General features: G+C 64.7%; 20 protein-coding genes. 13 read left to right on the forward strand and 7 right to left on the reverse strand.

Annotated features, from left to right (window positions below):
• Position 1 precedes the first annotated feature (1 nt).
• Positions 2 to 3,682 (reverse strand): AsmA family protein, encoded by a 3,681-nt coding sequence (locus tag ACP2YO_RS37790; protein ID WP_426436142.1) that lies wholly within the window; start codon positions 3,680 to 3,682, stop codon positions 2 to 4.
• A gap of 188 nt (positions 3,683 to 3,870) precedes the next feature.
• Entirely contained in the window at positions 3,871 to 5,103 is a 1,233-nt protein-coding gene (locus ACP2YO_RS37795; RefSeq protein WP_426436143.1) for a cytochrome P450, read from the reverse strand.
• 155 nt (positions 5,104 to 5,258) lie between these two features.
• Here ACP2YO_RS37795 and ACP2YO_RS37800 point away from each other — a divergent pair, with 155 nt between their 5' ends.
• A complete protein-coding gene (locus ACP2YO_RS37800; RefSeq protein ID WP_426436144.1) occupies positions 5,259 to 5,870 on the forward strand; it encodes a TetR/AcrR family transcriptional regulator in 612 nt (203 codons plus the stop codon).
• A 6-nt stretch (positions 5,871 to 5,876) separates the two neighbouring features.
• Here the strand turns inward: ACP2YO_RS37800 and ACP2YO_RS37805 are convergent, their stop codons facing one another.
• Genes ACP2YO_RS37805 through ACP2YO_RS37820 form a run of 4 tightly spaced genes read right to left on the reverse strand, consistent with a single transcriptional unit; the run spans position 5,877 to position 11,119 of the window.
• Positions 5,877 to 7,169: an MFS transporter gene (locus ACP2YO_RS37805; RefSeq protein ID WP_426443410.1), complete on the reverse strand. Its 1,293-nt coding sequence runs from the start codon at positions 7,167 to 7,169 to the stop codon at positions 5,877 to 5,879.
• 43 nt (positions 7,170 to 7,212) lie between these two features.
• Positions 7,213 to 8,196: an NAD(P)-dependent oxidoreductase gene (locus tag ACP2YO_RS37810; protein ID WP_426436145.1), complete on the reverse strand. Its 984-nt coding sequence runs from the start codon at positions 8,194 to 8,196 to the stop codon at positions 7,213 to 7,215.
• 12 nt (positions 8,197 to 8,208) lie between these two features.
• Positions 8,209 to 10,062 carry a TRAP transporter large permease subunit gene (locus ACP2YO_RS37815; RefSeq protein ID WP_426436146.1) on the reverse strand — a complete coding sequence of 618 codons (1,854 nt, stop codon included), beginning with the start codon at positions 10,060 to 10,062 and terminating at the stop codon, positions 8,209 to 8,211.
• 10 nt (positions 10,063 to 10,072) lie between these two features.
• Complete coding sequence (locus ACP2YO_RS37820) at positions 10,073 to 11,119, reverse strand: TRAP transporter substrate-binding protein (RefSeq protein ID WP_426436147.1); 1,047 nt, start codon at positions 11,117 to 11,119, stop codon at positions 10,073 to 10,075.
• A gap of 164 nt (positions 11,120 to 11,283) precedes the next feature.
• Here ACP2YO_RS37820 and ACP2YO_RS37825 point away from each other — a divergent pair, with 164 nt between their 5' ends.
• The 3 genes from ACP2YO_RS37825 (at position 11,284) to ACP2YO_RS37835 (ending at position 13,749) form a co-directional block, all read left to right on the forward strand.
• The gene (locus tag ACP2YO_RS37825) at positions 11,284 to 12,024 is read left to right on the forward strand and encodes a FadR/GntR family transcriptional regulator (RefSeq protein WP_426436148.1); all 741 of its coding nucleotides are present in this window, start codon (positions 11,284 to 11,286) and stop codon (positions 12,022 to 12,024) included.
• Between the two features lie 376 nt (positions 12,025 to 12,400).
• Positions 12,401 to 12,937, forward strand: a complete 537-nt coding sequence (locus ACP2YO_RS37830) for a TetR/AcrR family transcriptional regulator (RefSeq protein WP_426436149.1) — start codon at positions 12,401 to 12,403, stop codon at positions 12,935 to 12,937.
• A 71-nt stretch (positions 12,938 to 13,008) separates the two neighbouring features.
• Entirely contained in the window at positions 13,009 to 13,749 is a 741-nt protein-coding gene (locus tag ACP2YO_RS37835; protein WP_426436150.1) for a 3-oxoacyl-ACP reductase family protein, read from the forward strand.
• A 617-nt stretch (positions 13,750 to 14,366) separates the two neighbouring features.
• On the opposite strand, the gene ACP2YO_RS37840 is transcribed toward ACP2YO_RS37835, so the two are convergent.
• Complete coding sequence (locus ACP2YO_RS37840) at positions 14,367 to 16,412, reverse strand: adenylate/guanylate cyclase domain-containing protein (protein ID WP_426436151.1); 2,046 nt, start codon at positions 16,410 to 16,412, stop codon at positions 14,367 to 14,369.
• Positions 16,413 to 16,601: 189 nt separating this feature from the next.
• Between ACP2YO_RS37840 and ACP2YO_RS37845 the strand changes: the two genes are divergently transcribed.
• From ACP2YO_RS37845 to ACP2YO_RS37885, 9 genes are all read left to right on the forward strand, one after another.
• Positions 16,602 to 17,333: a cytochrome c biogenesis CcdA family protein gene (locus ACP2YO_RS37845; RefSeq protein WP_426436152.1), complete on the forward strand. Its 732-nt coding sequence runs from the start codon at positions 16,602 to 16,604 to the stop codon at positions 17,331 to 17,333.
• Positions 17,334 to 17,469: 136 nt separating this feature from the next.
• Positions 17,470 to 17,934, forward strand: coding sequence for a DoxX family protein (locus ACP2YO_RS37850; protein ID WP_426436153.1), 465 nt, complete (start codon positions 17,470 to 17,472; stop codon positions 17,932 to 17,934).
• Positions 17,935 to 18,020: 86 nt separating this feature from the next.
• Positions 18,021 to 19,811: a DUF255 domain-containing protein gene (locus tag ACP2YO_RS37855; RefSeq protein ID WP_426436154.1), complete on the forward strand. Its 1,791-nt coding sequence runs from the start codon at positions 18,021 to 18,023 to the stop codon at positions 19,809 to 19,811.
• 317 nt (positions 19,812 to 20,128) lie between these two features.
• Positions 20,129 to 20,392 (forward strand): hypothetical protein, encoded by a 264-nt coding sequence (locus ACP2YO_RS37860; protein ID WP_426436155.1) that lies wholly within the window; start codon positions 20,129 to 20,131, stop codon positions 20,390 to 20,392.
• Positions 20,393 to 20,599: 207 nt separating this feature from the next.
• Positions 20,600 to 20,857, forward strand: coding sequence for a hypothetical protein (locus ACP2YO_RS37865; RefSeq protein ID WP_426436156.1), 258 nt, complete (start codon positions 20,600 to 20,602; stop codon positions 20,855 to 20,857).
• A gap of 171 nt (positions 20,858 to 21,028) precedes the next feature.
• A complete protein-coding gene (locus tag ACP2YO_RS37870; protein WP_426443411.1) occupies positions 21,029 to 21,895 on the forward strand; it encodes a DUF692 domain-containing protein in 867 nt (288 codons plus the stop codon).
• Complete coding sequence (locus ACP2YO_RS37875; RefSeq protein ID WP_426436157.1) at positions 21,892 to 22,677, forward strand: putative DNA-binding domain-containing protein; 786 nt, start codon at positions 21,892 to 21,894, stop codon at positions 22,675 to 22,677. Before ACP2YO_RS37870 ends, ACP2YO_RS37875 begins: the two co-directional genes overlap by 4 nt.
• Before the next feature lie 10 nt (positions 22,678 to 22,687).
• Entirely contained in the window at positions 22,688 to 23,464 is a 777-nt protein-coding gene (locus ACP2YO_RS37880; RefSeq protein WP_426436158.1) for a creatininase family protein, read from the forward strand.
• Complete coding sequence (locus ACP2YO_RS37885; RefSeq protein ID WP_426436159.1) at positions 23,461 to 24,450, forward strand: hypothetical protein; 990 nt, start codon at positions 23,461 to 23,463, stop codon at positions 24,448 to 24,450. Before ACP2YO_RS37880 ends, ACP2YO_RS37885 begins: the two co-directional genes overlap by 4 nt.
• Positions 24,451 to 24,683: the final 233 nt, after the last annotated feature.

Here is a 24,683-nt window from a genome sequence, read left to right on the forward strand (position 1 = left end):
GCTAATTCTGTAACGCCGGCCGCGGCGGCGGATTGGCGACCTGCGGCATCAACGACAGCGGCGGCCGCGGTCGCGGCTTGACCGCGCCCGGCACCGGCTTGATCTCGATCGGCGGCGGCAAAGGTGCAACCTGCGGCTGGCTTGCGATCGGCGCCGGCGGAGCAACGGCAGGCACTGCGGCCACTGGCGGACGCGGCGCCACGATCTTCGGCTTCGGCGGCGCTCGGCGCGGCAACGGCACGTCCGCAGACGGCAACGCCGCCGAATTGGCGTTCGGCGTCTCGGGTCCGGGCGCGCCGGGCTGCGGAATCGCCGCCGGCATCGGCTCCTGTGGTGGCGGCGGCTCGCCGCGCTCGATCGCGTCAAGCCGCTTCGTCTCGCGATCGATCGCACGCACCGCAAGCCACGACGACAACGCCGCGATGTCGACGCTGCGCGACAGTCCGTCGGGCGTGCCGACCGCAAGCAACTGGATCTCGGGGTGATTGTTAGCCGTGCCAACCTGGGTCGACGCCATCGCGGCGCGGATGTCGGCCTGGTCGGCCGGAATGTCGTAGCCGCCGGACACGATGGCGTTGGCGCCGTTGGCCGGTAGCGTGGTCGCGCCGACGCGGATGCGGCCGTCGCGGATGTTGAAGGGAATTTGGGCTGACGCGATCGACAGCGTGCCGGCGGCGAGCACCGGCTCGACGATCTGCTTCAGCTTGATGTCGTCGGTCGCCTGTCCGCTGTCGCTGGCGCGGATCGCGACGTCGAACGCCCGCGGATCGAGGCCTGCGAGCGTGACCCCGTCCAGCGTGACGGTGCCGCTGCCGGAGAGCGCCCCCGTCAATGCGGAGGCGCTGCGGCCCTGACTCAACAACGTCATCTGCATCGACGCACGGCCCTTGGGCATCGCGAGACTGCGATAACGCAGTGCCGAACCGTCGACGCCCATGAGCTGAACGCTCGCATTCAGTGCCAGTCCGTTCGGACCCTGCCGCGCGTCGACGGTGGCCGCGACCTCGCCGCCCCCGATCTTGCCCTTGATGGCATCGAAGGTCAGCGACTGTCCGTCGGACTTGATGGTGCCGCTGACCGGTTGCAGTTCGGCGCCGCCCGGCAGCAGGCCGCGCAGCGCCTCGAATGTGACCTTGCCGCGCCATCCCTTGGTCAGCCCCGCGCCGAGCGGCTCCGTGGCATCATGATTTGTGGCCCCGATCACGGTCGCAAAGATCGGCGCCAGCGCGATCTGATCGAGGCCGACTTCGCCTTCGACGCTTTTCTCGTCGGCGAGCGTCAGCGCCAGCCGCCCGCGCAGCCGCGAGCCGGCGACAATGCTGTCAAGATCATCGAAGGTCAGTCTGTCTCCCGCCAGCGTCACCCGCGACGACAGGCGGATGTTTCCGGCTTGATCCGATGGTTTCATCTCCAGCAGGGGACCGATGTCGGCGCTGCGGACACGCAGACTGACGCTCGATTTGGCGTCCTTCGCCCAAGGCTCGGCGGTGCCCTCGGCATCCACATCAAGCCCGGCGCCCCAGAGTCTGGCTTTGAGCCGCAACGGCGCACGCCATGCGCCGTTCACGGTGCCCTCGAACTGCGCCGGGCCCGCACCGGCCGCGATCGTATGGTCAAGTCCAAGCAGCGCCAGCAGGGCATTGCCCTCGCTGGCCGAGAAATTGGCCTCCGCTGCAATGTCGCCGCGGCCAAGCGCGTCAAGATCCAGCGCGCGGATCGCGGCAACCGAAGGGGCAGCCGACATCATCGTGTGCCCCTTGACCTGCGGCCCATCGAGATCGAGCGTCGCCCGCGCGGTGGCCCGATCGGCAGCCTGCCCCTTGCCTTTGCTGAGGTCGAGCGCAAGCTTCGCGCGGACAGGACCGGCATCTGGCCGGAGCGCGCCGAGCCGCGTTGCGAGCGATGGTGCGAACGGCTGAACGATCGCGGCAAGACGTCCGAACGACGCAGCGGTCGCATCGATCGCCAGTTTGCCGGTCGAATTGATCCGGTCGAAATTGCCGCTGCCGTCCAGCGTGACGTTGTCGGGTTGACCGATCTGCACGCGCTCGAGCACGATGTCCTTTGGGCCATAAGCGAGCTTCGCCACCAGCGGCCGCAATTCCTGGCCCGCAGACAGCGCGCGCCCGATGTCGAGCGAGAGTTGCGCCTCATCAGGCCATTCGGCCTGCGGGCCGGCCAGCGAACGGATGAAGGCTGCGGTTGCGTCGAGATCGAGCCTGTCAGCCTTCAACTGCGCCTCGACCTTCGATCCGTTGGCTACGTCGCGGTGCAAGAACGCGACACGGCCTTCGACCGCGCCGCCCTCGATCTCTGCCTTCATGGCATCGATCGCAAAGCCCGCCGGCGACACCGTGACATCGCCGCGCAGCCGCAGCGGCTTCTGGCTGCGATAGGCGATGTCACCACGCCCCTGCAGCCAGCTCATCAATGCATCCGGCTCCGACGATTCGATATCGAGCGCGGTCTTGAAGCTGCCGGACGCGCCCGCCTGCGCGCCGGCGCCGCTCATCGATATCAGCGTGGAGCCCGGCGCACGAAACTCCAGCCGGCGCACCATCCAGGATTTCGCGTCCGAGTACAGCTCGGCCGAGATGTCCTGCAGCGGACGGCCGCCGAGCATGATCTGCTCGGTGGCCAGTTCGAGCTGCGCCGGGATCGGGCTCTGCGGAAGGCCCGAGACCAACGCGCGCAGCGCCGGCAATACCCGCGCCGGCTCGGCATTTCCGTCCTTGCCGTCGGCCGCGGCAAATTTGTCGGCGTCGAGCTGGCGTGCCGAGAGCGAGGCGCGCAACAGCGGCGCGGCGCCAAAACGGATATCGCCGCTGCCTGCGAGCTTCAGCGAGCGGTCCTCGGCACCATAGCTCGCCTCAATCTGGTCGAGGCGCGCGGCCGAATAATCGGTCTTGATCCTGGCGGCGATCCGCCATGCCGGCTGATCGCCGCCGCGCTGGCCCGGCGTGCCCGCCAGCGTCACCGCCCCATCGAACCGCGGCGCGCGCGCCTCGAAGGTCAGGATGCCGTCGAGATCGGCCGAGATCGGGCGCTGGCCGGGATCGATGCTGAGATGCAGGCGCGTGCCGTTGCCGTCGGGTCCGAGCCCCGACGAGACCCGAAACGGGTAGCGATTGCCGTCGAACAGGAAATTGCCATCGCCGCGGACCGCACCCGCAAGCGAGCGGACATCGCCGCTGAAGGCGATGTCGCTCAGCTCGAGCGTGCCGCGGCTAGCTGCGTCGTGCAGCGCGACGCGGCCGGTGAGATTGAACCGGTCGATCGCGAGCGACGCCAGATTGAAGGTGCCGCTGGAGGTGGGCCAGTCGATCCGCCCTTTGGAATCGAGCCCGAGATCGAGCGACACGCCATTGATCGTGAGTTCGGTGGCGCGCCACTCGCCGCGCATCAGCGAGCTCAGGCTGAATTCGACGTCGAGCTTGGCGGCGCGGACCTTGCCGAGGTGATTGGCGCCGCCGACGGTGACGGTCTTCAGCCGCAGCGAGGGAGCCGGCAGCAGGCGCGCGTCGAGGTCGCCGGCAACGCGGACCGGCGCACCGATGATCTTGCTCGCCTCCGCCTCGAACTGCGGCCTGAACTGGTTCCAGTCGACGAAATACGGACCGACCAGCGCGGCCACCAGCGCAAGGATGAAAGCGATTGCCAGGCCGAGCAGCGTCGTCTGCACGGTGTCTCCCTTTGAGCCGGCTCCGCGGCAGCCCGCCCACGCCGAGCCTGAACCGGAGCAGCTCAATATATAGAGACAAGTATGGCGAAGTCACAGCGGCTTTGCTGCTGTGACTTCAGGCAGGACGGTGTTTTCCGCTCAACAGCGCGTGCGCGGCGGGATCGCGACGCGCCCGAGAAACCGAGCGATCACCAGCTCGCGGGCAGCCTCTTCAGCCCGCGCAGCACGAAGGTCGGCCGCCACTCCGGATTCTCCGCGTCATCGAGCCGCAGGTCCGGAAGCCGGCGCAGCAGGGTCGAGATCGCGATTTCGGCCTCGATCCGTGCCAGCTGGGCGCCGAGGCAGAAATGGATGCCGCCGCCGAACGACAGCGGCCTCACGTTCGGCCGCGTGATATCGAGCCTTTCAGGGTGGTCGGGATAGACCGCCGGGTCGTGATTGGCCGAGCCGAGCAGGCACAGCACGCTCTCGCCCTTCGGAATGCGCTTGCCGCCGAGATCCTCGATGTCCTCCAGCGCAACGCGGCCGGTCAGCTGCACCGAGGAGTCGTAACGCAGGAACTCCTCGATCGCGTTGGTGATCAGGGCGGGATTGGCCTTCAGCAGGGCGAGCTGATCCGGGTTGCGATGGAGCGCCAAGAGGCCGTTGCCGATCAGGTTCACCGTCGTCTCATGGCCGGCGCCGAACAACAGGATGATGTTGGCGGTGAGCTCTTCGTTGGTCAGCTTCTCGCCGTCCTCCTCGGCCTGCACCAGTTGCGTGGTGAGGTCGTCGCCGGGCTGCTTGCGCCGCAGTTCGAACAGCCGATGGAAGTACATCGCCATCATCGCGTTGCCGGCATTGCCCTGCTTGATCTCCTCGGGCGACATCGGCACCGGGTCGAGCAGGCGTCCGCCATCGCGCGAGCCGCTATAGAAGGCCTCGCGATGCTCCTCGGGGATGCCGAGCATGTCGCAGATGATCGTCACCGGCAGGCGGAAGGCGAAATCCTCGATCAGGTCCATCTTCCCCTGCGGGATGATGCGGTCGAGCGTTTGGTCGACGATGTGCTGGATGCGCGGGCGCATGTCCTCGACCCGGCGCGCGGTGAAGGCCTTCACGACGAGGCCGCGCAGGCGGGTGTGATCGGGCGGATCCTGCTGCAGCATCCAGTGGCTCATGCTGCGGAACACCGGCTCATCCATGATCTTGGGGCCGTAGCGGCGGACGGTGCGGTCGACATAGTCCTTGCCGAAGCGCTTGTCGCGCAACACCAGGCTCACCTCGGCGTGGCGGCTGGCGACAAAGGCGCCGTGCGCGTTGACGTGCATCGGATCCCCGGCGCGCAACCGCTCGTAATGCGGATAGGGGTTGCGAATGAATTCGGGCGCCAGTGGGTTGAAAAGCGGTTCACTGTTCGTCGACTGAACATGCTCGTTCATGGTGACCTCCTTCGATCGCTGCGCCGGTGCCTGCACGCTGGCGCGCCTTGGTGTCATCCTCGGGACCGGACCGCAAAGGCCCGGCTGTTTTGGTTCGATTAGATGCAACTCGATACACTCTTGTATCGAGTTGCATTCTGCCCTAAAATGCGCGGATGTCAAGGGTTAGAACCAGACCGACACGGGACGACACCTGCGAGAAGCTGTTCGAGGCAGCGGCGCGGGTGTTCGAGGACCAGGGAATTAGCAGCGCCAGCATCGAGGCGATCGCGGCCGCGGCCGGTTTCACACGCGGCGCCTTCTACTCGAACTTCAAGAGCAAGGATGAGTTGATCATCGCGATGCTCGAGGACCACGTCGAGCAATCGATCCGGCGGTGTCTCGACCTGCTCGATAAGCACAAGAACCTTCCAGATTTCCTCGAGGCGCTCAGGACCATGGATCGCAGCCGGCAGGACCCGCTCGGCCGCTCGCCTCTGCTGCATATGGAGATGATCCTGTTCGTGGCGCGTGCCGAGAAGCGCCGGCCTGAACTCGCCAAGCGCCTGCGCGCGCGCCGCAAGCTGATCACCGACATCGTCACGACGACGCTGAAGAACTCCGGCAAGAACGGCGCACTCAACCCGGAATGGACCGGCGCGATCGTGCTGGCGCTGGAAGACGGTTTCCGGCTGCATCGCCTGATCGATCCGGAGACCACGCCATCGGACAGCTTCCTGCGCGCGATCACCGATCTGCAGCGGGCCATCGGAGTCTCGCCCTCCTGATCCTGCTCAAGCCGCGCTCGCGATCTTGTGCATCTGTCCCGCGACGGCGCGGACCCCGCGGGGCGCGGCCTGCCAGATCGCGAATGCCGACAGCAGGCTCACGGCGATCCCAACCATGAACGCCGCCGTGTAGCTACCCGACAGATCGTACAATTGGCCGGTCACCCACGGTCCCGCGGCGCCGCCGGCCAGTGCGGCGAGCATGATGGTGCCGAAAATGCTGCCGTAATGCTTGCCCTGGAAAATCTCCAGCACCACCGGACCCATCACGGAGGTGAGGCCATAGCCGAGCGCGCCCTGCGTGAACACCATCAGATAGATCAGCGGCATGGCCGGCCAGTATTTCAGGGCAACGAGCGCAGCAAAGCAGATCGCGAAGCCAAAGCAGGCGATTGCCCAGACCCATTCACGGCCGATGCGATCGGACAGATGCCCGAGCCAGATCTGGCCGGGAATGCCGAGCGAGCTGACGACGCCGAGCGCCCAGACGCTCACGCTGGAGCTGAAGCCGATGTCGAGCAGGAACTTGGTCTGGTGCACCTGCACCGCGTACCAGATGTATAGCGCGCAGAAATAGCCGACCGAAATCCACCAGAACCGCGCGGTGCGCAGCGCGCGCGACAGCGTCCAGTCGATGCTGGCCCAGGCGGGATCCACGATGTTGGTGGCCGGTCTGACCGATGTGGCCGTCGGTGCGGCATCGCCGTCGGGTTGCAGTCCGATATCCTCGGGCCGCTTGTGCAGCAGGAGGTTGATCGGCACCAGCACGACCAGCACCACGATCCCCATCGCCGTGCAGGCGGTCCGCCAGCCGGTCTGCTCGATCATGTGCTGCACCCATGGCAACAACGTCACCGAGCCGATGCCGACGCCGGCGAAGGCCAGCCCGATCGCCAGCCCGCGACGCCGGATGAACCAGTTCGGCAGGAACAGCGACTGGCCGGAATAGCCGAGGCAAACGCTGCCGGCACCGACCAGCACGCCGATGGTGAGATAGAGATGCCAGGGCTGCGAGGTCAGCGGCGCCAGCAACAACCCGGCTCCCATCAGCAGGACGCCGATTTCCATCACCGCGCGCGGCCCGCGGCGGTCCATCAAGCGGCCGATCAGCGGGCTCGCAATGCTCGACGCCACGAAGCCGAACGAGAACGCACCGGCGGTGACGCCGCGCTCCCAGCCGAATTCACTAAGGATCGGCGGATAGAACAGCGAGAACGCGGTGCGTGCGTTGACGCCGATCGCCATGGTGATGAAGGTCACCGCAACGATAACCCAGCCGTAGAAGAAAGGAGGTCGCATGGTCATCTTGTGGCAGAGTTGAATCGCGGTGTCGATGCTCCGTTCACGCTCCTGGCCGTCGCGTCCAGCGATCGGCGTTGACGGCACCGACAGGAATTTCACCGGCAATAATCTTCGCGACCTGGCGCACCGTTTCCGACGATTGATGCTCGATTGCCTGCGGAGTCAAGCCGCCGACATGCGGGGTCGCGATCACGTTTGGAAGCTTCGCAAGCTCGGGTGTCGGCATCTGGTCGGGCGCGCGGCCGACGTCCATCGCCGCGCCCGCAATGCGATCCTCGTGCAGCGCCGCGGCAAGCGCCACCTCGTCGACGAGATTGCCGCGCGACAGGTTGACGAAGAACGCGTGCGGTTGCATCCGCGCCAGCGCCGCCTGCCCGATCAGGTTCTCGGTCTGCGCGTTGGCGATCGCAAGACAGACGACGTAGTCCGCCTGCGCCAGGAGATCATCGAGCGGCGCGTGCCGGATCGCGGCGTCATCTGGCGTGGCGAAGGGGTCGGCGACCAGCACGTTCATGCCGAGCACCTTGGCAATGCCGGCAAGATAGCGGCCGATGGCGCCATAACCGATGATGCCGATCGTGCTGCCGGCAAGCTGCCGGCCCATCATGACGTCAGGCACCCTGCCGGCGTGGTAGTCGGAGGTGGCGCGCGAGACGCCGCGCGACAGATCGACCATGAATCCGACCGCGAGCTCGGCGACCGAATGGATGAAGCCGGGGCTTGCCTGCGTTACCAGCACGCCGGCGGCGGACGCGGCTTCGACATCGATATTGCGGATATCGACCGCGCAGCGCACGAAGGCCCGCAGCTTTGGTAGCAGCGGAAAGATCTCGCCGGGGCCCGGCGTCATCCGGTCGGCGACGATGATGTCGACATCACCGGCCGCCTCTACCAGAGCCGCCGCGTCGAGCGCCACCTCGCCCTCGTGCAGCTTGACGTCGGTCAATGCGCGCAGGCCGTTCAAGCTACGCTCGCCGTAATAGTCACGCCGCATCTGCGGGGTATGGGCGAGCAGCACTTTCACGAGCGCATTCTCCTAGTAACCCAGCGCGTGCGGCAGCGCGGTGCTGATGGCGGGCACGAAGGCGATCACCAGGAGGCACAGCAGCAGCAGGCCGAGATAACCAATGATCGGCTTGATGGTCTGCTCGATCGGAACATTGCCGATCAGGCAGGCGCCGTAGAGCCCAAGGCCGAGTGGTGGTGCAAAGAGGCCGAGCCCCATCGCGATGACCAACACAACGCCGAAATGCAGCGGATCGATACCGAGCTTGACGGCAACCGGCAACAGTAACGGGCCGAAGATGATCAGCGCCGCGGCGCCTTCCAGCACCGAGCCCATCACCACCAGCACCGCGATCGACAACAGCAGGAACAGCCAGACGCCGTGGCTGGCGGAGATCGCCAGCATGAACTCGCCGACCGCATGCGGCACCTGCTGCAGCGTCAGGATGAAGGCGAGCGATTGCGCCGCCGCGACGATGAACAGGACCAGGCCGGAGCGCGTCGCCGCTTGCACGAAACAATGCGCCAGGCTCTTCAGTCCAAGCTCGCGGAACACCAGGCTGCCGACGGTGATCGCGTAGACCACGGCAAAGGCCGAGATCTCGGTCGCGGTGGCAAAGCCGCTCTTGAAGCCGAAGAAGATCATGAAGATCAGCCCGAACGACGCGATCGCCCCGGTCCACAGGCCGGACACCGCCGCGCGAGGTTCGACGTCACTGCTCGCTGCCGGGCGTTTGCCGAAGATGATCGACACCGCGATCAGCGCCACTGCCATCAGCGCGGCCGGCAGCATGCCGGCGACGAACAAGCCGCCGATCGAGAGATTGGCGACGAAGCCGAGGATGATCAAATTGATGCAGGGCGGAATCGTCTCTGCCATCACCGCTGAGGCGGCCAGCAGCGCCACCGCGCCGCCCGGATTCTGCCGCGAGCGGCGCGCCGCCGGGATCAGCACCGAGCCAACGGCCGCGACGTCGGCCATCTTCGAGCCCGAGATGCCCGAGAACAGCACCATCGACATCACCATCACGACGTTGAGCCCGCCGCGCATGTGCCCGGCCGCGCGCTGCAACAGCTCGATCAGCCGCACCGACATGCCGTTGGCTTCCATCAGGTAGCCGACCAGGATGAAGAACGGGATCGCCAGCAGCACGAAATTGTCGATGCCGCGCGCCATCTGCTGGGCGAAGATCACGCCGGGTAGCGTGCCCTCCACCCAGAGGAAGATCAGCGCCGCCAGCGCCAGCGCAAATCCGATCGGCAATCCTCCGACCAGTGTGAGGAAGAAGCCGACCAGCATCAGCGTTTGCGACGACGGTACCGACGACGGCGCCAGCCCATCCCACGCTAGATACAGGCCAGCGATGATCCCGATCGCGATGACGCCCGCGATCATGTCACCCAGCCGCCGGCCGCAGAATAGTTCGAACGCAAAGATCGTCATCAACAACGCGCCGACGCCCATCGGATAGAACGTCCATTCCAGCGGCAGACCGGAGCCCGAGGTCTGGCCGGTGGTCAGCCAGCCCATCTTGAGGGCGTTGAACGCGACATAACCGGCGACGATCGTGACCAGCAGCGCGCCGACCGCATCGACGACGCGCCGCGGGCCTGAAGGCAACATATTGACGAAGAAGGCGACGCCGAGGTTCTCGCTGCGCGCCAGCGCGCTCGCCGCACCGAAGAAGCTCGACCCGACCATCAGGCCGCGCGCGACGTCGTCGGACCATTCCACGGGCGCATTGAACAGATAGCGCGCGAGCACGGAGACGCAGACCACCACGAGGTCGGCGGCGAGCAGGATCGCAGCGATTGCATCGCTCAAGCCAAGCAGCGGCGCCGTGATCCGATAGCTGCTGCTGGGCGCGACTGCGGTGACTGACATCACGCCGGCCTCAGGCCTGGGTGGCGCGGATCATGTCGACGACGGCCTTTGCCTCGGGCCGCGCCTTGATGAAATTGTCGGTCTGCGGCAGCACGCGCTTGCGGAACGCCTCCTTGTCGCACTCGACGACGGTGACGCCCTTGTTCGCCAGCGCCGTCTGCGCCTCCTTCTCGACCGCGAGGCCATGGGTGCGGGTATCGGCAGCGGCCTTCTTCGCGGCATCGAGAAAACCTTCGCGCAGCTTCGGGTCCATCCGATTGAATGTGGTGTCGCTGAAATAGACGGCGAGCGGCGAGAAGATGTGCTGGGTCAGCGCGTAATATTTCGCGGTCTCGTAGAACTTGCTGGCGAGGATGGTCGGCGGATCGTGCTCGAGCCCGTCAAGCACGCCGGCCTGCAGCGCCGTATAGATCTCGCCGAACGCCAGCGGCGTCGCTGCCGCGCCCATCAGGCGCAGGCATTCGGTGATGATCGGATTGGGCAACGTGCGGATCTTCAATCCGGTGAGGTCCTCCGGCGTCTTCACCGGCTTCTTCGACAGCACGCTGCGCGCGCCGAAATTATAGGCCCAGGCGATGATGTGGATATTGCCGCCCTTGAGCAGCGCATCCTCAATCGGCTTCGCAGCACCGGCGTCGAACGCCTTGGTCTGCTGCGGGAAGCTGTTGAAGAGATACCCGAGGTCGAAGGTGCCGACCAGCGGCACCAGGTTCGCAGAGATCGACGAGCCCGACACCATCAGGTCGATCACGCCGAGCTTCACCGAATTGATGACGTCGATTTCCTGGCCGAGTTGATTGTCGGGGAAAAAGGTGACGTCGATCTGCTCGCCGAGCCCGTTGGCTTTGATCTGCTTGACGAGGTTGTCATAGTAGACGCGGCCGTTGGCGTATTTGGGATCGTTGGGGAGCGATGACGAGCACCGCATCTTCATGGTCGCGGCCTCGGCGCGCCCGATGAGCGCGGGTGCAACGGCAAGCCAGGCGGTCGCGGCCACCGACGATTGCAGGACGAGACGACGGCTGACGGATTTAGCCCTCAAGTTCTTCGATCCCATGCGCTTCTCCCGATTTTTTTGACGCCGCGGCGAGACCACTGCGGAGCTTGGCAGCTTATTTGTCATAATGTATGACAAAACAAAGTCGGTTACGCAAGGGCGCAACCGGGTTGTGCAAGGCGCCTGCCTGATGGCACGCGCGTCAATCGCAGCGAGGCTCTCCGATGTTCCAGACATCCAACGCGTTGCGCCGGAACGTGCACAGCCAGGTCACCGACCGGGTCGGCGGCAGCATCGTGCGCGGCGAGATCGGCATCGGCGAAACGCTGCCGCCGGAAATGCAAATGTGCGAGATGATGGACGTCAGCCGCACCGTGGTGCGCGAGGCGATCCGCACCCTTACCGGCAAGGGCCTGATCGAGTCGCGGCCGAAGAGCGGCACCCGCGTCCGTCCGCCCGAGCAGTGGAATCAACTCGATCCCGATGTGCTGCGCTGGCACCTCGAGACATCCGACATGGATCGCTATCTGGCAAAACTGTTTCAGTTGCGCTCCGCCGTCGAGCCGGGTGCGGCAGCGCTCGCCGCGATCCATGCCAGCGAAGAGGACATCGCGCGCATCCGTTCCGGCTGCGACGGCATGGACGCGGCGAACCTGAACGAGGAGTTCGTCGTCGCCGACATCGCCTTCCACCAGGCGATCTATTTCGCAACCCGCAACGAGTTCTTCTGGCCGATCGCCCAGATGTTCGAGATCACCCTGCGCCAGAGCTTTACGATCGCCGCGACAGGTTCGCATCGTTCGCGCGCACTGGTCGAGCATCGGGCTGTGCTGGACGCGATTGCGGCCGGAGACGCTGAGGCCGCGCGCGACGCCACGATCGTGTTGCTGGCGCATTCCGCCGACGACCTCGTCCGAATACGCGGCCGCGAATTCGAGAAATCGGCGCAGCAAGCGAAGCGATGACGGTGGCCGCGACGAATCCACGGCTCTCACCCCATCGTCGTCCCGGCGAAGGCCGGGACCTATAACCACAGGCTCGTGTTGTTTGAAGCGAGTTGTGGCCCCAGCGTCGCGGAACAATTCGCATTTGGGGTAATGGGTCCCGGCCTTCGCCGGGACGACATTGAGATTGTTGCGCGATCACGAGTCATACATCCACATTCTCGCGACATGATTTGCCCGAGTTTTGCTTCTCGTTCCGCCTTCTCTCTTCGTAGAGGGCGCATAAGACCAGTCCGAAAGCTCGCTTTTTGTTCTTGACTAATTAGTCCAGAACATGGAGTGTAGCCCAATGGCAAGACCAAAAGAATTCGATCGCGATGTCGCGGTGGAACGGGCGATGTCGGTGTTCTGGTCGAAGGGCTACGCCGCGACGTCGACGGACGACCTGCTGCAAGCCATGAAGATCGGGCGGCAGAGTCTGTACGACACCTTCGGCGACAAGAAGCGTCTCTACGTCGAAACGCTTGAGCGATACCAGCGCGAGAGCGTTGCCGGGCACATCGAGCGGCTCCGTTCGGGCGCATCACCTTTGGCCGGGATCGAGGCTCTGCTCGTCGGCCTGGTCTCCCCGGACGAGACCACGCGCAAAATGGGATGCATGGGCGTCAACTCGGTCAGCGAGTTCGGCAACACCGATCTCGATCTGGTCAAGCTTCGCACCCGCAGCAGCCGCCTGCTGCACAAGCCGCTGATCGAACGGCTGCGAGCCGCCCAGGATGCGGGCGAGATCGGACGATCCGTCGACATCGAAGATGCTGCCCGGTTCGTCGCGATGACGATGCTCGGGCTACAAGTTGCGGCGAGAGCGGGAGAAAGCATCCAGGCTCTGCGCAAGGCGGCTGGTTTTGCCGTTGCGGGCTTAAGGAACCGTTAGACTGATGACGAGGCAGCTTCTCGTCGTCGCATGCGCAATTCTGGACTGATGTGTCAATAAAGGACGATACGATGAACAATGGACTTGAGCTTGCAAATAAGGTCGCACTGGTTTTCGGCGGCTCGCGGGGTATCGGTGCCGCGATCGTACGGCAGCTCGCAGCCGATGGTGCAGCTGTCGCCTTCACGTATGTCAGTTCGCCGGACAAGGCCGCCGAGACCGCGCGTGCGGCGGAGATCCACGGCGGGCCGGCGATGGCGATCAGGGCGGACAGCGCCGATCCGGAGGCAGTGAAGGATGCCGTGGCGGAGGCGGTCGCGCGCTTCGGCCGGCTCGATATTCTGGTGGTCAATGCCGGTCTCCTGATACGCGGCACCGTGGACGAATTCAGCCTTGATGACTTCGATCGGATGCTGGCCACCAATGTGCGCGGCGTCTTTGTCGCCATTCAGGCATCGGTGCCTCATCTCGCCGATGGCGGACGGATCATCACGATCGGCAGTAACACTGCCATCAGGACCGCCTTCCCCGGCGCAAGCGTGTACTCGATGACCAAGGGGGCCATCGCTTCGATGGTCCGTGGTGTGGCGATCGATCTCGCATCCCGTGCGATCACGGTCAACAACGTTCAGCCCGGTCCGGCGGCGACCGACATGGCCGCCAAGCACGCCGAGATGGTGAAGCCCCTCATCCCGCTCGGGCGCATGGGTGAGCCAGAAGAAATTGCAGGCCTGGTCGCCTACCTCGCCAGCGCCAAAGCCGGCTTTATCACCGGCTCAAGCCTGACGATCGACGGCGGGTATGTGGCATGATCAGAGGTGAGTGGCTGCGTCGGCGGTCCAGAAACGGACCGGACATGAATGCGAGCGCGTTCCAGATTTAATGTTCGGGATGTGCGTGTTACCTTACTACCGGGGATGGCATTCCCGTCCCGGCATTGGGAGGACATAGCTATGAAAGCCTCGTCACTCTTCTCCACGAATCTCGCAGTCGCCATCTTATCGGTCGTACCCCTGTTGTGCGGATCCAGCACAGCATGGTCGCAACCCACCACAACCTCGCTTCCTGACATCCTGGTCGAAGCACCGAAGCACGTCACCGCGCAACACAAGCCGAAACACTACGCGGCTGCCAACAGCACCGGGTCCGCTCGCGTAGCTATAACTCCCGGATCAAGCCTTCCGTCAGGCGAGCATCCCTGGCTCGGATGCTCCGGGTCTGCCGGGGCGTATGCGTATACGGGGTGCAGAAACATTGGACCCGGCGGGGTCCCTTTCAAGACCTACAACGAATGCGCTGAAAATGGGCTGAAGGGCGGCTGGAGAAGCGGTGAAATCTCGTTTTATTGCTCCAGCCTGGCGTTGAAGCAGTAGCTCGTAGGGTGGGTTAGCCGAAGGCGTAACCCACCCTACGCCCCAGTTAATCGCAGCTACTTCTTCAGCGCCACCGTGGTGCCGTCCCAGTCTTCGCCGACGGGATTGGCAAGCCGGTGGTTGCACCGCTCGATCATCAGCGACGAGGCCGCATCCTCGCCGCGCAATTCGAGCGCCATCTCGAACGCGGCGGTCGCCGCCTTGAAATCACCGGCGCGCCAGGCTGCGAGCCCGGCCTGATAGGGTGTGATCCAGTCGCGCGCGAGCGCGCCATCGTCGGCCATTCCGACCAGCTCATAGATCTCGAGCCCGCCGGCGCGACCGTAGACGGCGAGCCGGTCGAGTTCGCGGACGACGATGCGATTGCCCACGAGGCGCCGTGTCTCCGGACCGATGATGATGGTCGAACCATAGACCTTGTTGGTGCTTTCGAGGCGGCTTGCAATGTTCACGGCATCTCCGATCACCGTGTAGTTCAGCCGCACCTCGGAGCCGATATTGCCGACCAGCATGTCGCCGGAATTGATGCCGATGCGGATCCTGATCGCCTCACCCTTGTCGTCGGCGAGGCCGGCCTGCGCGACCGCGCGCTGGCAGGCGAGCGCCGCGCGACAGCAATCGGCGGCATGATCGGGATTGGCTGAAGGCGCGCCCCAGAACGCCATGACGGCGTCACCGATGAACTTGTCGATGGTGCCGCCCTCGTTCTGTATCTCCGTTGAGACGGCGTCGAAATAGCGCGAGAGCAAGGGGATGATGCGGTCGCCCGATCGTTCCGACATGCCGGTGAAGCCGGCGAGATCGATGAACATTACGCTCATCGGCCGCACCGCGCCGCCGAGCCGCGCAGCGTTGCCGTCGCTGACCAGCCGCCGGACCAGATCGGCCGGGATGTATTTGCGGAACGCGGCGAGCCCTTGCGCCATGTCACCGATCGCTCCCGACAGGTTTTCGATTTCGGTCAGCCGCGAGGGATGCCGCTCCACCTTGTCCAGATCGAAGCGCTCGACGTGCCTGATCTCGCCCATCACCTTGATCAGGGGCGCAGCGATCAGGCGCTGGGCAAGCCATGCCGACACCAGCCCGGCGAAGACGATCAGGACCGCCAGGCCGATCAGCAATTTCCGAATCGTCAGTTCTACGGGACCGAGAAACTCCGACTCCGGGACCACCGTCACCAGCGACCAGCCCGGGAAGGAGATCGGCGTCAGCACGGCCTGGTAGGCCTTGCCGTCCCGCGTCACCTGGGTGTGCAACGGTTGCCCTTCGTCGGGGTTGTAGGCGCTTCCTGCCTGCCGCATCGCATCGACCGCGACGGGAAACAGCGGATGATTGGTCTTCAGCGCGTTGATTTCATTGGCGTCCGGATCGGGAGACGCCACGGCACTGCCGTCCCGCTCCAGAATGAAGGCGCCGGCCGATTTTCCGACCGTGAGCTGCGACAGGAAATTCGAAACCCGGGTGAGTTCGATGATGATCGCCAGAACGCCGGCCGGCTTCTGATCGACCTCGATCGGTGCCGCAAAGGACGCGGCCAACCGCTCGCCGCTGGGAAGCGTCGTCAGCGTCGACCAGTGCTCGTCGTTGGTTTCCATGGGCACGCGAAACCATTCCTGATCGGCGACCCGATATTTGGTGTCCTCGGTCCGGCTGCGTGCAAGCCGCAAATCGTTACCGACGAATTCGTAGCGGTCGCGCCGCATCTTGCCGTCGGGTGCGATCTCGATCATTTCGATCACGGCGTCGCCGAGCTTGTGTCCGGCAAAGAACGATCCGTCCGGCCAGCCGAATGCCACCCAGGAGATGGTCGATTGAGAGAGCAACTGCGATTTGAACACGAACTCGCGCTTTTCGGCGTCACGTACGTCGAACACCTTTCCCGCCAGCAGCGTGCGAACGGCCAGCATCGACGAGCGCGCCTCGGTTGTGATCGACTGCAGCTCGTCGCCGACGGCGGAGACGATCTGGTCGTTGATGGTGTCGCCTAGCGTCTGGCTGACGCCTTGTGCAGTGCGCCACCACAGCAGGTGCACGCCGACGGCGCTGACCACGATCGAGGTCAGCACGAGGGCGGAGATGGCACTGCGGATGCCGATGCGCATTGGGAAGTCCGGATTGGCGGTTTCTTTACCGCATTACGGAACATATCCGCGTTTGTTTCGCCAGCGGGGATACGGTCTGGCGCCCGGACACGGGCCTGTGACCATAGTTGAACTTGCCAATAACGAAACTTCTGGATTGTTGGCCGCGTACACGCCAAGACAGGACAGTTACCCCTCGAAGGTTCATCGATGCACGACGTCTCGATTCCGGCCGCCTTGATTGCCGGCCTTGTCAGCTTCCTGTCGCCCTGCGTGCTGCCGCTGGTGCCGCCCTATCTGATTTACCTGACCGGCGCGACCATCGAGCAGGTCAATCAGGACGGCGCGACGGCCGCCTCCAAGCGCGCGGTGATGACGGCAGCGCTGCTGTTCGTGCTCGGCTTCTCCACCGTGTTCATCGCGCTCGGCGCCAGCGCGTCCTTTGTCGGCGGCCTGATCCGGGCCTGGTCGGCCGAACTGTCAATCCTGGCCGGCGGCGTCATCATCATCATGGGCCTGCACTTCCTCGGCGTGACCCGGATCGGACTTTTGATGCGCGAAGGGCGGCTGACCGCGCCCAAGCCGGTCGGGCTGTGGGGCGCCTATGTGATGGGTCTTGCCTTCGCGTTCGGCTGGACGCCGTGCATCGGACCGATCCTCGCGGCGATCCTCTCGATCGCCGCGGCGGAATCTACCGTGACCCGGGGCGCCGGCCTGCTCGCGGTCTATTCGGCCGGGCTCGGCATCCCCTTCCTGCTGGCGGCCCTCATGGTCAAGCAGTTCTCCTCGCTGTTCGCGCGGATGAAGCGGCAGCTCCACAATGTCGAGCGCGCGATGGGCGTGCTGATGGTGATCACTGGCATCGCCTTCCTGACCGGCAGCGTGTCGACCGTCAGCGTCTGGCTGCTGGAAACCTTCCCGGCGCTGCAAAATATCGGTTAGGCCGCAGTAACAAGCGGCTCACCCGAGCGAAACTCCTCCCATGACGCGGCCGTAGCTGCTGGCGCGAGCCGTTTGACACAGGCCTCGCCCAGAACGACGGCGCAGCCGCGTGACGAGATGCACGGGAGGGTTTCGCATGACTTTCATCGTCAACCTGCTGATTTTGCTGCCGGCGCGGATCGCGTCCTATTTCTCCTGGGCCGGGCCGCTGCTCATGCGGATCATCGTCGGCTACACCTTCATGCTGGCCGGCTGGGGCAAGCTCACCAACCTCACGCAGGTCACTCAGAACTTCGTCGAGTGGGGCATCCCCTTCCCGCATATCCTCACGCCCTTCGTATCCGGCGTCGAATGCTTCGGCGGCATCATGCTGATCCTCGGCCTGTTCACCCGCATCCCGGCCGCGATGCTCGCGGTGGTGATGCTAGTCGCGATCAAGTCGGCGAAATGGGGCGACGTCGATTCGCTGGAGACGCTGCTCGGCTTCGAGGAGATGACCTACTTTGCCGCCTTCATGTGGCTTGCGATCGCGGGCCCCGGCGACGCCTCGCTGGACCGCCTGCTGGTGAATGCCGCGGGACATCCGAAGGAATCGACCTGAGGCGGCGGCTCACATTCACGTGACATCGCGAGCCTCGATCCGGGCGGGCGCGTAGCTCCTCCAACCACGCGACTGAGGGAACTGCCATGAAACTCACCCGTGCCGTTGCCGTTCTCGCGGCGCTGATCTCGTCCCCGTCGCTCGCCGCCGACGGGCCGGCATGGGGTGACTGGAACAACGATCTGTTCGCGCATGCCACGGCCGAAAAGCGCTTCGTCATCCTCGATCTCGAGGCCGTGTGGTGCCATTGGTGCCACGTGATGGAGAAGACGACCTACGCCGATCCGAAGGTGCAGGACCTGCTGTCGGCAAAGTATCTCCCCGTCCGCGTCGACCAGGACGCCAATCCGGACCTGTCGAGCCGCTATGGCGACTGGGGCTGGCCCGCAACCATCGTGTTCGCGCCCGATGGTACCGAGATCGCCAAGATCAGGGGCTATATCGAGCCGGAGCGGATGCAGGCGCTGCTCAAGGCGATCATCGACGATCCCTCGCCGGGCCCGTCGGTCGGCGAGGCCTTCGAGGTTAAGCCGACGACATCGGCGTTCCTGACCAAGGAGCAGCGCGCCGAGCTGACCAAGAACTTTGACGAATCCTGGGACAACAAGCTCGGCGGCTGGGGCGAGAACCAGAAATATATCGACGCCGACAGTTTCGACCTTTCGCTCACGCGCGCCGAGGCGGGCGATGCGGTTGCTGGCAAGCGCACACGGCAGACGCTCGATGCCGCAGTGACGCTGATCGATGCGGAGTGGGGCGGCGTGTTCCAGTACTCGGAGGCCGGCACCTGGAGCCATCCGCATTTCGAGAAGATCATGTCATTCCAGTCGCAATATCTGCGGCAATACAGCCAGGCCTATGCGCTGTGGAAGGATCCGAAATATCTCGCGGCCGCACACGATGTCGAACGCTATCTCACAAGCTTTCTGCTGAGCCCTGACGGTGCCTTCTATGTCAGCCAGGATGCCGATCTCAACCACGATGTCGATGGCCACACATACTATGCGTTGTCCGACGCCGAACGCCGCAAGCTCGGCCTGCCGCGCATCGACACCAACCTCTATGCCCGCGAGAACGGCTGGGCGATCTCGGGGCTCACGGCCTATTACGACGTCACCAACGACCCGAAGGTTTTGGCGATCGCCGAGCGGTCGGCCAAATGGGTGCTCGCCAATCGCGCGCTGCCCGATGGCGGCTTCCGCCATGGCGAGAAGGATCGCGGCGGGCCGTTTCTCGGCGACAGCGTCGCGATGGGCCAGGCGTTCCTCGATCTCTATGCCGCGACCGGCAACCGCGACTGGCTGACATCGGCGGCCAAGGCCGGCGATTTCGTCGCGACGTTCAGCGACGAGGCCGGCGGCTTCTTCACCTCGAAGACATCGGAAGGCAAAGCCGGCGTGTTCGCAAAGCCGGCCAAGCTGATCGACGACCAGATTCAGGTCGCGCGCTTCATGAACATGCTCAATCGCTACTACGGCACCGAGAGCTACCGCCAACAGGCCGAACACGCGATGCGCTACCTCAGCGCGGCGGCGGCCGAGATGCAGCGTCCAATGCCCGGCGTGCTGCTCGCCGACGAGGAGCTCGCGGTCGAGCCGACCCACATGACGATCGTCGGACACAAGGACGACAGTCGCGCGCAGGCGCTGCATGCCATCGCCCGCGCCTTGCCCGCGCGCTACAAGCGGCTCGATTGGTTCGACGTACGCGAGGGCAAGCTGCCCAATCCTGATGTCGAGTATCCCGACCTCGGCGAGCCCGCGGCCTTCGCCTGCAGCAACCGCATCTGCTCATTCCCCGCCTTCAGCGCAGAAGAATTGCAGACGAACGTGGCGCAGATGGCGAAGCTGAAACCGGCGCGGGCAGCACTCAACTGAATTACATCGAATTTGTGCGATGCAGCGAAGACTGCGGCCACACGCAATGAAATACTCCTGACACCGCGGGGTTCAACACGAACGGGCTGTCCAACGCGCCAAAACAAAATTTTCTTTTGAAACTCTGTAACCAAATCATCCGATGCCCCGTAGCTGCCCTTGGAACAGCATTCAGACCGCGGAAGCACCGTCCTCCGGCCGCCGCTGCGATCTGATTGTTGTCCGAATGTCCAGTCGTTGTGCGGTCTGGGGTCGAACGATCGTCGGAAGCCCACAGCGTCACACTTAGTATTCAAACAATTATCGAGGAGATCGTCATGAAATTGAATTCCAAGTCTGGTGCGACGCTCGCGGCCGCTGCCGCCACCCTGTTCCTCGCCGGCGCGGTGGTCTCGACCACTTCGGCGCCCGCGAACGCCGCCATGGGCAAGTGCATGGCCGGCAACGCCTGCAAGGGCCAGAGCGCCTGTAAGGGCGGCGCCAATGCCTGCAAGGGTCAGAACGCCTGCAAGGGCACCGGCTTCTCGATGACCTCCGAGAAGAAGTGCGCCGCGGCCGGCGGAGCCTACGTCAAGAGCTGAGCATCCCGATCTGACACAAGAGGGTCCGGTGTCGATGCCGGGCCCTCTTCATTCGGGGCGCTCGGCCGATCCACAAAATCTCGGCTGTAAAAAACTTAAGCGACCCCGTAACCAAATCCGATCACAGACGTAATTTTCCCTGGGTGCAGCCCTCAGCCACCACGCGGTTTGTCGGCGGCGCACCTTCAAACTTTCGAGGAGACGCGCATGAAGGTTACTTCCAAGTCCGGTGCCGCTATCGCCGCCGCTGCAGCCACTTTGTTCCTGGCCGGTGCTACGATGTCGACGACAGCCTACGCCGCCGGTGAAGGCCACTGTGTCGGCGCCAATGCCTGCAAGGGACAGAGCGCCTGCAAGGGCGGCAATCATGCCTGCAAGGGTCTGAACGCCTGCAAGGGTCAGGGCTTCTCGGCCATGACCAAGGACAAGTGCGAAGCCGCCAAGGGCAAGTTCGAGCCCGCCTAAGCGCATCAGATCAAGCGGGGCCTGGTGTAGGCCGGGCCCCGTTTCCATGCTAGTTTTGCCAACCATCATTCTGCAAGTCGGGCGCCGCGGTCGTGGCGCCAGCAGCGCGGAGACGCCATGAACGTCGCAAGCCGATTGCCTGATCCATCGACCGCGCACCCCGGACGTCCGATGCAATCAGCCAAGCCGCCGTTTCTCGGTTTCGGCCTCGGCCTGCGCGCGCAGCACTACGACGAGATCCTGAGCGGCAATCCGCCGATCGACTGGTTCGAGGTGATCAGCGAGAACTACATGCTGCCGGGCGGCCAGCCGCTGCGCATCCTCGACCAGATCTGCGAGCGCTATCCGGTGGTGATGCACGGCGTCTCGCTGTCGATCGCCTCCACCGCGCCGCCAAATTTTGATTATCTGCAGGGCCTGAAGGACCTCGCCAAGCGCGTGCAGCCGAAATGGATGTCGGACCATCTGTGCTGGACTGGCGTGCACGGCGAGAATTTGCACGATTTGCTGCCGATCCCCTACACGCAGGAAGCGCTCGATCATGTCGTGAGCCGCGTGCAGCTGGTGCAGGATTTCCTCGGCCGCGCCATCGTGCTCGAGAACGTCTCGACCTATGTGCAGTTCAACAATTCCGAGATGACGGAATGGGAATTCCTCTCAGAGCTGTCGCGCCGCTCGGGCTGCTGGCTGCTGTTCGACATCAACAACGTCTATGTCAGCGCCTTCAACCACGGCTATGACCCGCTGACCTTCCTCAACGGCATTCCGGCGGACCGCGTGGTGCAATTCCACATGGCCGGCCACAGCCATATGGGCACCCACATCATCGACACCCACGATCATCCGGTGTGCGAGGACGTCTGGGATCTCTACGTCGCGGCGCTGAAGCGGTTTGGCCGGGTCTCGACCATGATCGAGCGCGACGACAACATCCCGCCGCTCGACGAATTGCTGGTGGAAGTCAACCGGACGCGCGACATCGCGGAGAAGGTACTGCCCCGGGTCGCGCCGGCGCGACCCGGCGCGCCTGCGCGATGAGCGACTTCGCGCGCCAGCAGAGCGAATTCCAGCGCGGCATCCTGACCGGCGACGACACGATCCTGGCCGAAATCCTGGACAGCCCGCAAGAGAAGCGCGAGACCCTGTTCGGCGTCTATCGCTATGCCTACGGCTCGCGCCTGGTCGAGGTGATGCGCAACGACCACGAGCTGCTGCATCTCTATCTCGGCGACGAGACGTTTGACGAGATGGGCCATGCCTATGTCAAGGCGCGGCCATCGCAGCATCCGAATTTGCGCTGGTTCTCGCAAGCGCTGCCGGACTTCCTGCGCTCCAACGAGCCTTACAGTAACCATCCCGTGCTGGCCGACCTCGCCGCGCTGGAAAAGGCGTTGAACGACGCCTTCGATGCCCGGGAAGACGCCGTGCTGGGGCTGGAAGCGATGGCCGGCTTCGCGCCCGAAGTGTGGAACGACCTCGTGTTCGCGCCGCATCCGAGCGCCAGCCGAATTGATCTGGCGACCAATGCCGCCGCGGTCTGGATGGCGCTGAAGAACGACGAAACGCCGCCGGACGCTGAAACGCTCGCCGAGCCGTCTCGCCTGCTGATCTGGCGCCAGGACACCACGCCGATGTTCCGCGAGCTTCCGACCGAGGAAGCCATGATGTGGGACGAGGCAACCAACGGCATTCCGTTCGGCGTGCTCTGCGAAATGCTGGCGACCTATGACGATCCCGACGGCGCGGCCGCGCGCGGCGCCGGCTATCTGCACGGCTGGATCACGGCAGGACTCCTGACGGCAGCATCCGTCCGCACATAAAGGGCCTGGCATGGGCGCCGACACCATCAGTCACTTCATCGAGCGCCTCACCTGGGACCAGGTGGCGCGCCGGATTGCGGCTGATAGCCCGGCCATCCTGCCGATCGGCGCCGCCGCGAAAGAACACGGCTTTCATTTGCCGCTCAACACCGATCTCGTGCAGGCCGAATGGTTTGCGGCACGACTGGCCGAGCGCATCGACGCGCTGATCTGGCCGACCGTCACCTACGGATACTATCCCGCCTTCGTCGAATATGCCGGCAGCGCCAGCCTGTCGTGCTCGACCTTCGAGGCCATGATCCACGAGATCGCCGCCGAAATTCTTGAAAGCGGCTGCGAGACCCTGTTCGTGCTCAATACTGGCATCAGCACGCTGGCTCCGACCGAGCGGGCGCTGGCCCGGCTCGACACCGGCAAGGTCCACCATTTGCGCATCTACGACGGCCCCCGCTTTGGCCGCGCCACGGAGGCGTTGAGCCAACAGAGCCACGGCAGCCACGCCGACGAAATCGAGACATCCCTGATGCTGACCATCGCCCCTGATATCGTCGACATGGCGCGCGCCGAGGCAAGCCCGGCCATCACGCAAGAGGTGCCCGGCCGCCTGACGCCATCGGATGCAAGCTCGCCGAACTACAGCCGGTCCGGCAGCTACGGCGATCCGACGCTGGCGACCCGCGCCAAGGGCGAGGTCTTGCTGCATGCGCTGCTCGACGATCTCCATGAGCAGGTGGCCGCGGCGCTGGGCGAGCGCAAGGCACCGAAGCCACGGAGCGTGTCGCGATGAAGAGCATCCCGACATATCGGGTGATCGCCGCAGCCATGCTGGCTGCGTCGCTGCTGATCGGCGTGGCGTCCTGGCACGTCGAGGCGCAGTCCGAGTTCATGCGCGGCGACCGCATGCCATACGACGCCTTCGACAAGCTGCCCAAGACCGACCTCGAGGTCTCCGGCGCGACCATCCATGTCGGGTTCGCGCCCGGCGAGATTGCGCTGCCGAAGGAAAAAATCCTCGACTGGGTGAAGACCTCGGCCAAAGCCGTATCCACCTATTACGGACGGTTTCCCGTGGATTCGCTGCGGCTACTGCTGGTGCCGGTCGACGGGCCGCGCGTTCGCGGCGGCACCACCTGGGGCTATCGCGGCGCCGCGATCCGCGTGATGCTGGGCCGCGATTCGAGCGAGGACGACCTCAAGCACGACTGGGTGTTGGTGCACGAGATGGTGCACACCGCCCTGCCCGACATCGACGACCGCTACGCCTGGCTCTCCGAAGGCCTTGCGGTCTACATCGAGCCGATCGCCCGCACGCAGGCCGGCGATCTCACCGCACGCGAGATCTGGCAAGCGATGATGCGCGACATGCCGAAGGGCTTGCCGCAGGCCGGTGACGAGGGGCTCGACAACACCGACACCTGGGGCCGCAAATATTGGGGCGGCGCGATGTTCTGCCTGCTCGCGGATGTCGAGATCCGCAAGCGCACCGGTAACCGGCTCGGACTGCAGGATGCGATGCGCGGCGTGCTGGCCGCCGGCGGCAATCACGAGAAGGACTGGTCGATCGGGCGCGTGCTTTCGACCGCCGACAAGGCGGTCGGCGTCGACGTGTTGACGCGCCTGCACGACGAGATGGGACCGAAGCCCGTGACCCCTGATCTCGCCGCGCTGTGGCGCGATCTCGGACTCAAGATACAGGGCGACACCATCGCCTTTGACGACGCCGCACCGCTGGCGGCGATCCGCAGGGCGATCACCGAAACGCGCCCCCGATAGCGGCGGTCCTTCGCGGCTGCACACGGCACGACGCCGCTGGCTTTTGGCTGCGCGATGTCGGAATAATTCCCTAGAGATGAGCTAAGATCGAGTCGGAACGGCGTCGAAGGTTCACCTCTCCCTTGGGAGAGGTCGATTTGCGCAGCAAATCGGGTGAGGGGTTACGGTCTATCGAGAAAGCAAGAGCCCTCACCCGGCGCTTCGCGCCGACCTCTCCCCACCGGGGAGAGGTG

The organism is Bradyrhizobium genosp. P (assembly GCF_049949265.1).
In the GTDB taxonomy this organism is placed as follows: Bacteria; Pseudomonadota; Alphaproteobacteria; order Rhizobiales; family Xanthobacteraceae; genus Bradyrhizobium.

What these genes read in the sequence shown, in the direction of transcription:
- ACP2YO_RS37815 (WP_426436146.1), bottom strand. Translation starts at nt 10,062, where the DNA reads ATGTCAGTCACCGCAGTCGCGCCCAGCAGCAGCTATCGGATCACGGCG.
- ACP2YO_RS37845 (WP_426436152.1), top strand. Translation starts at nt 16,602, where the DNA reads ATGCACGACGTCTCGATTCCGGCCGCCTTGATTGCCGGCCTTGTCAGC.
- ACP2YO_RS37850 (WP_426436153.1), top strand. Translation starts at nt 17,470, where the DNA reads ATGACTTTCATCGTCAACCTGCTGATTTTGCTGCCGGCGCGGATCGCG.
- ACP2YO_RS37865 (WP_426436156.1), top strand. Translation starts at nt 20,600, where the DNA reads ATGAAGGTTACTTCCAAGTCCGGTGCCGCTATCGCCGCCGCTGCAGCC.
- ACP2YO_RS37825 (WP_426436148.1), top strand. Translation starts at nt 11,284, where the DNA reads ATGTTCCAGACATCCAACGCGTTGCGCCGGAACGTGCACAGCCAGGTC.
- ACP2YO_RS37860 (WP_426436155.1), top strand. Translation starts at nt 20,129, where the DNA reads ATGAAATTGAATTCCAAGTCTGGTGCGACGCTCGCGGCCGCTGCCGCC.
- ACP2YO_RS37875 (WP_426436157.1), top strand. Translation starts at nt 21,892, where the DNA reads ATGAGCGACTTCGCGCGCCAGCAGAGCGAATTCCAGCGCGGCATCCTG.
- ACP2YO_RS37880 (WP_426436158.1), top strand. Translation starts at nt 22,688, where the DNA reads ATGGGCGCCGACACCATCAGTCACTTCATCGAGCGCCTCACCTGGGAC.
- ACP2YO_RS37805 (WP_426443410.1), bottom strand. Translation starts at nt 7,169, where the DNA reads ATGCGACCTCCTTTCTTCTACGGCTGGGTTATCGTTGCGGTGACCTTC.
- ACP2YO_RS37830 (WP_426436149.1), top strand. Translation starts at nt 12,401, where the DNA reads ATGTCGGTGTTCTGGTCGAAGGGCTACGCCGCGACGTCGACGGACGAC.
- ACP2YO_RS37885 (WP_426436159.1), top strand. Translation starts at nt 23,461, where the DNA reads ATGAAGAGCATCCCGACATATCGGGTGATCGCCGCAGCCATGCTGGCT.
- ACP2YO_RS37870 (WP_426443411.1), top strand. Translation starts at nt 21,029, where the DNA reads ATGCAATCAGCCAAGCCGCCGTTTCTCGGTTTCGGCCTCGGCCTGCGC.
- ACP2YO_RS37835 (WP_426436150.1), top strand. Translation starts at nt 13,009, where the DNA reads ATGAACAATGGACTTGAGCTTGCAAATAAGGTCGCACTGGTTTTCGGC.
- ACP2YO_RS37840 (WP_426436151.1), bottom strand. Translation starts at nt 16,412, where the DNA reads ATGCGCATCGGCATCCGCAGTGCCATCTCCGCCCTCGTGCTGACCTCG.
- ACP2YO_RS37795 (WP_426436143.1), bottom strand. Translation starts at nt 5,103, where the DNA reads ATGAACGAGCATGTTCAGTCGACGAACAGTGAACCGCTTTTCAACCCA.
- ACP2YO_RS37800 (WP_426436144.1), top strand. Translation starts at nt 5,259, where the DNA reads ATGTCAAGGGTTAGAACCAGACCGACACGGGACGACACCTGCGAGAAG.
- ACP2YO_RS37820 (WP_426436147.1), bottom strand. Translation starts at nt 11,119, where the DNA reads ATGGGATCGAAGAACTTGAGGGCTAAATCCGTCAGCCGTCGTCTCGTC.
- ACP2YO_RS37855 (WP_426436154.1), top strand. Translation starts at nt 18,021, where the DNA reads ATGAAACTCACCCGTGCCGTTGCCGTTCTCGCGGCGCTGATCTCGTCC.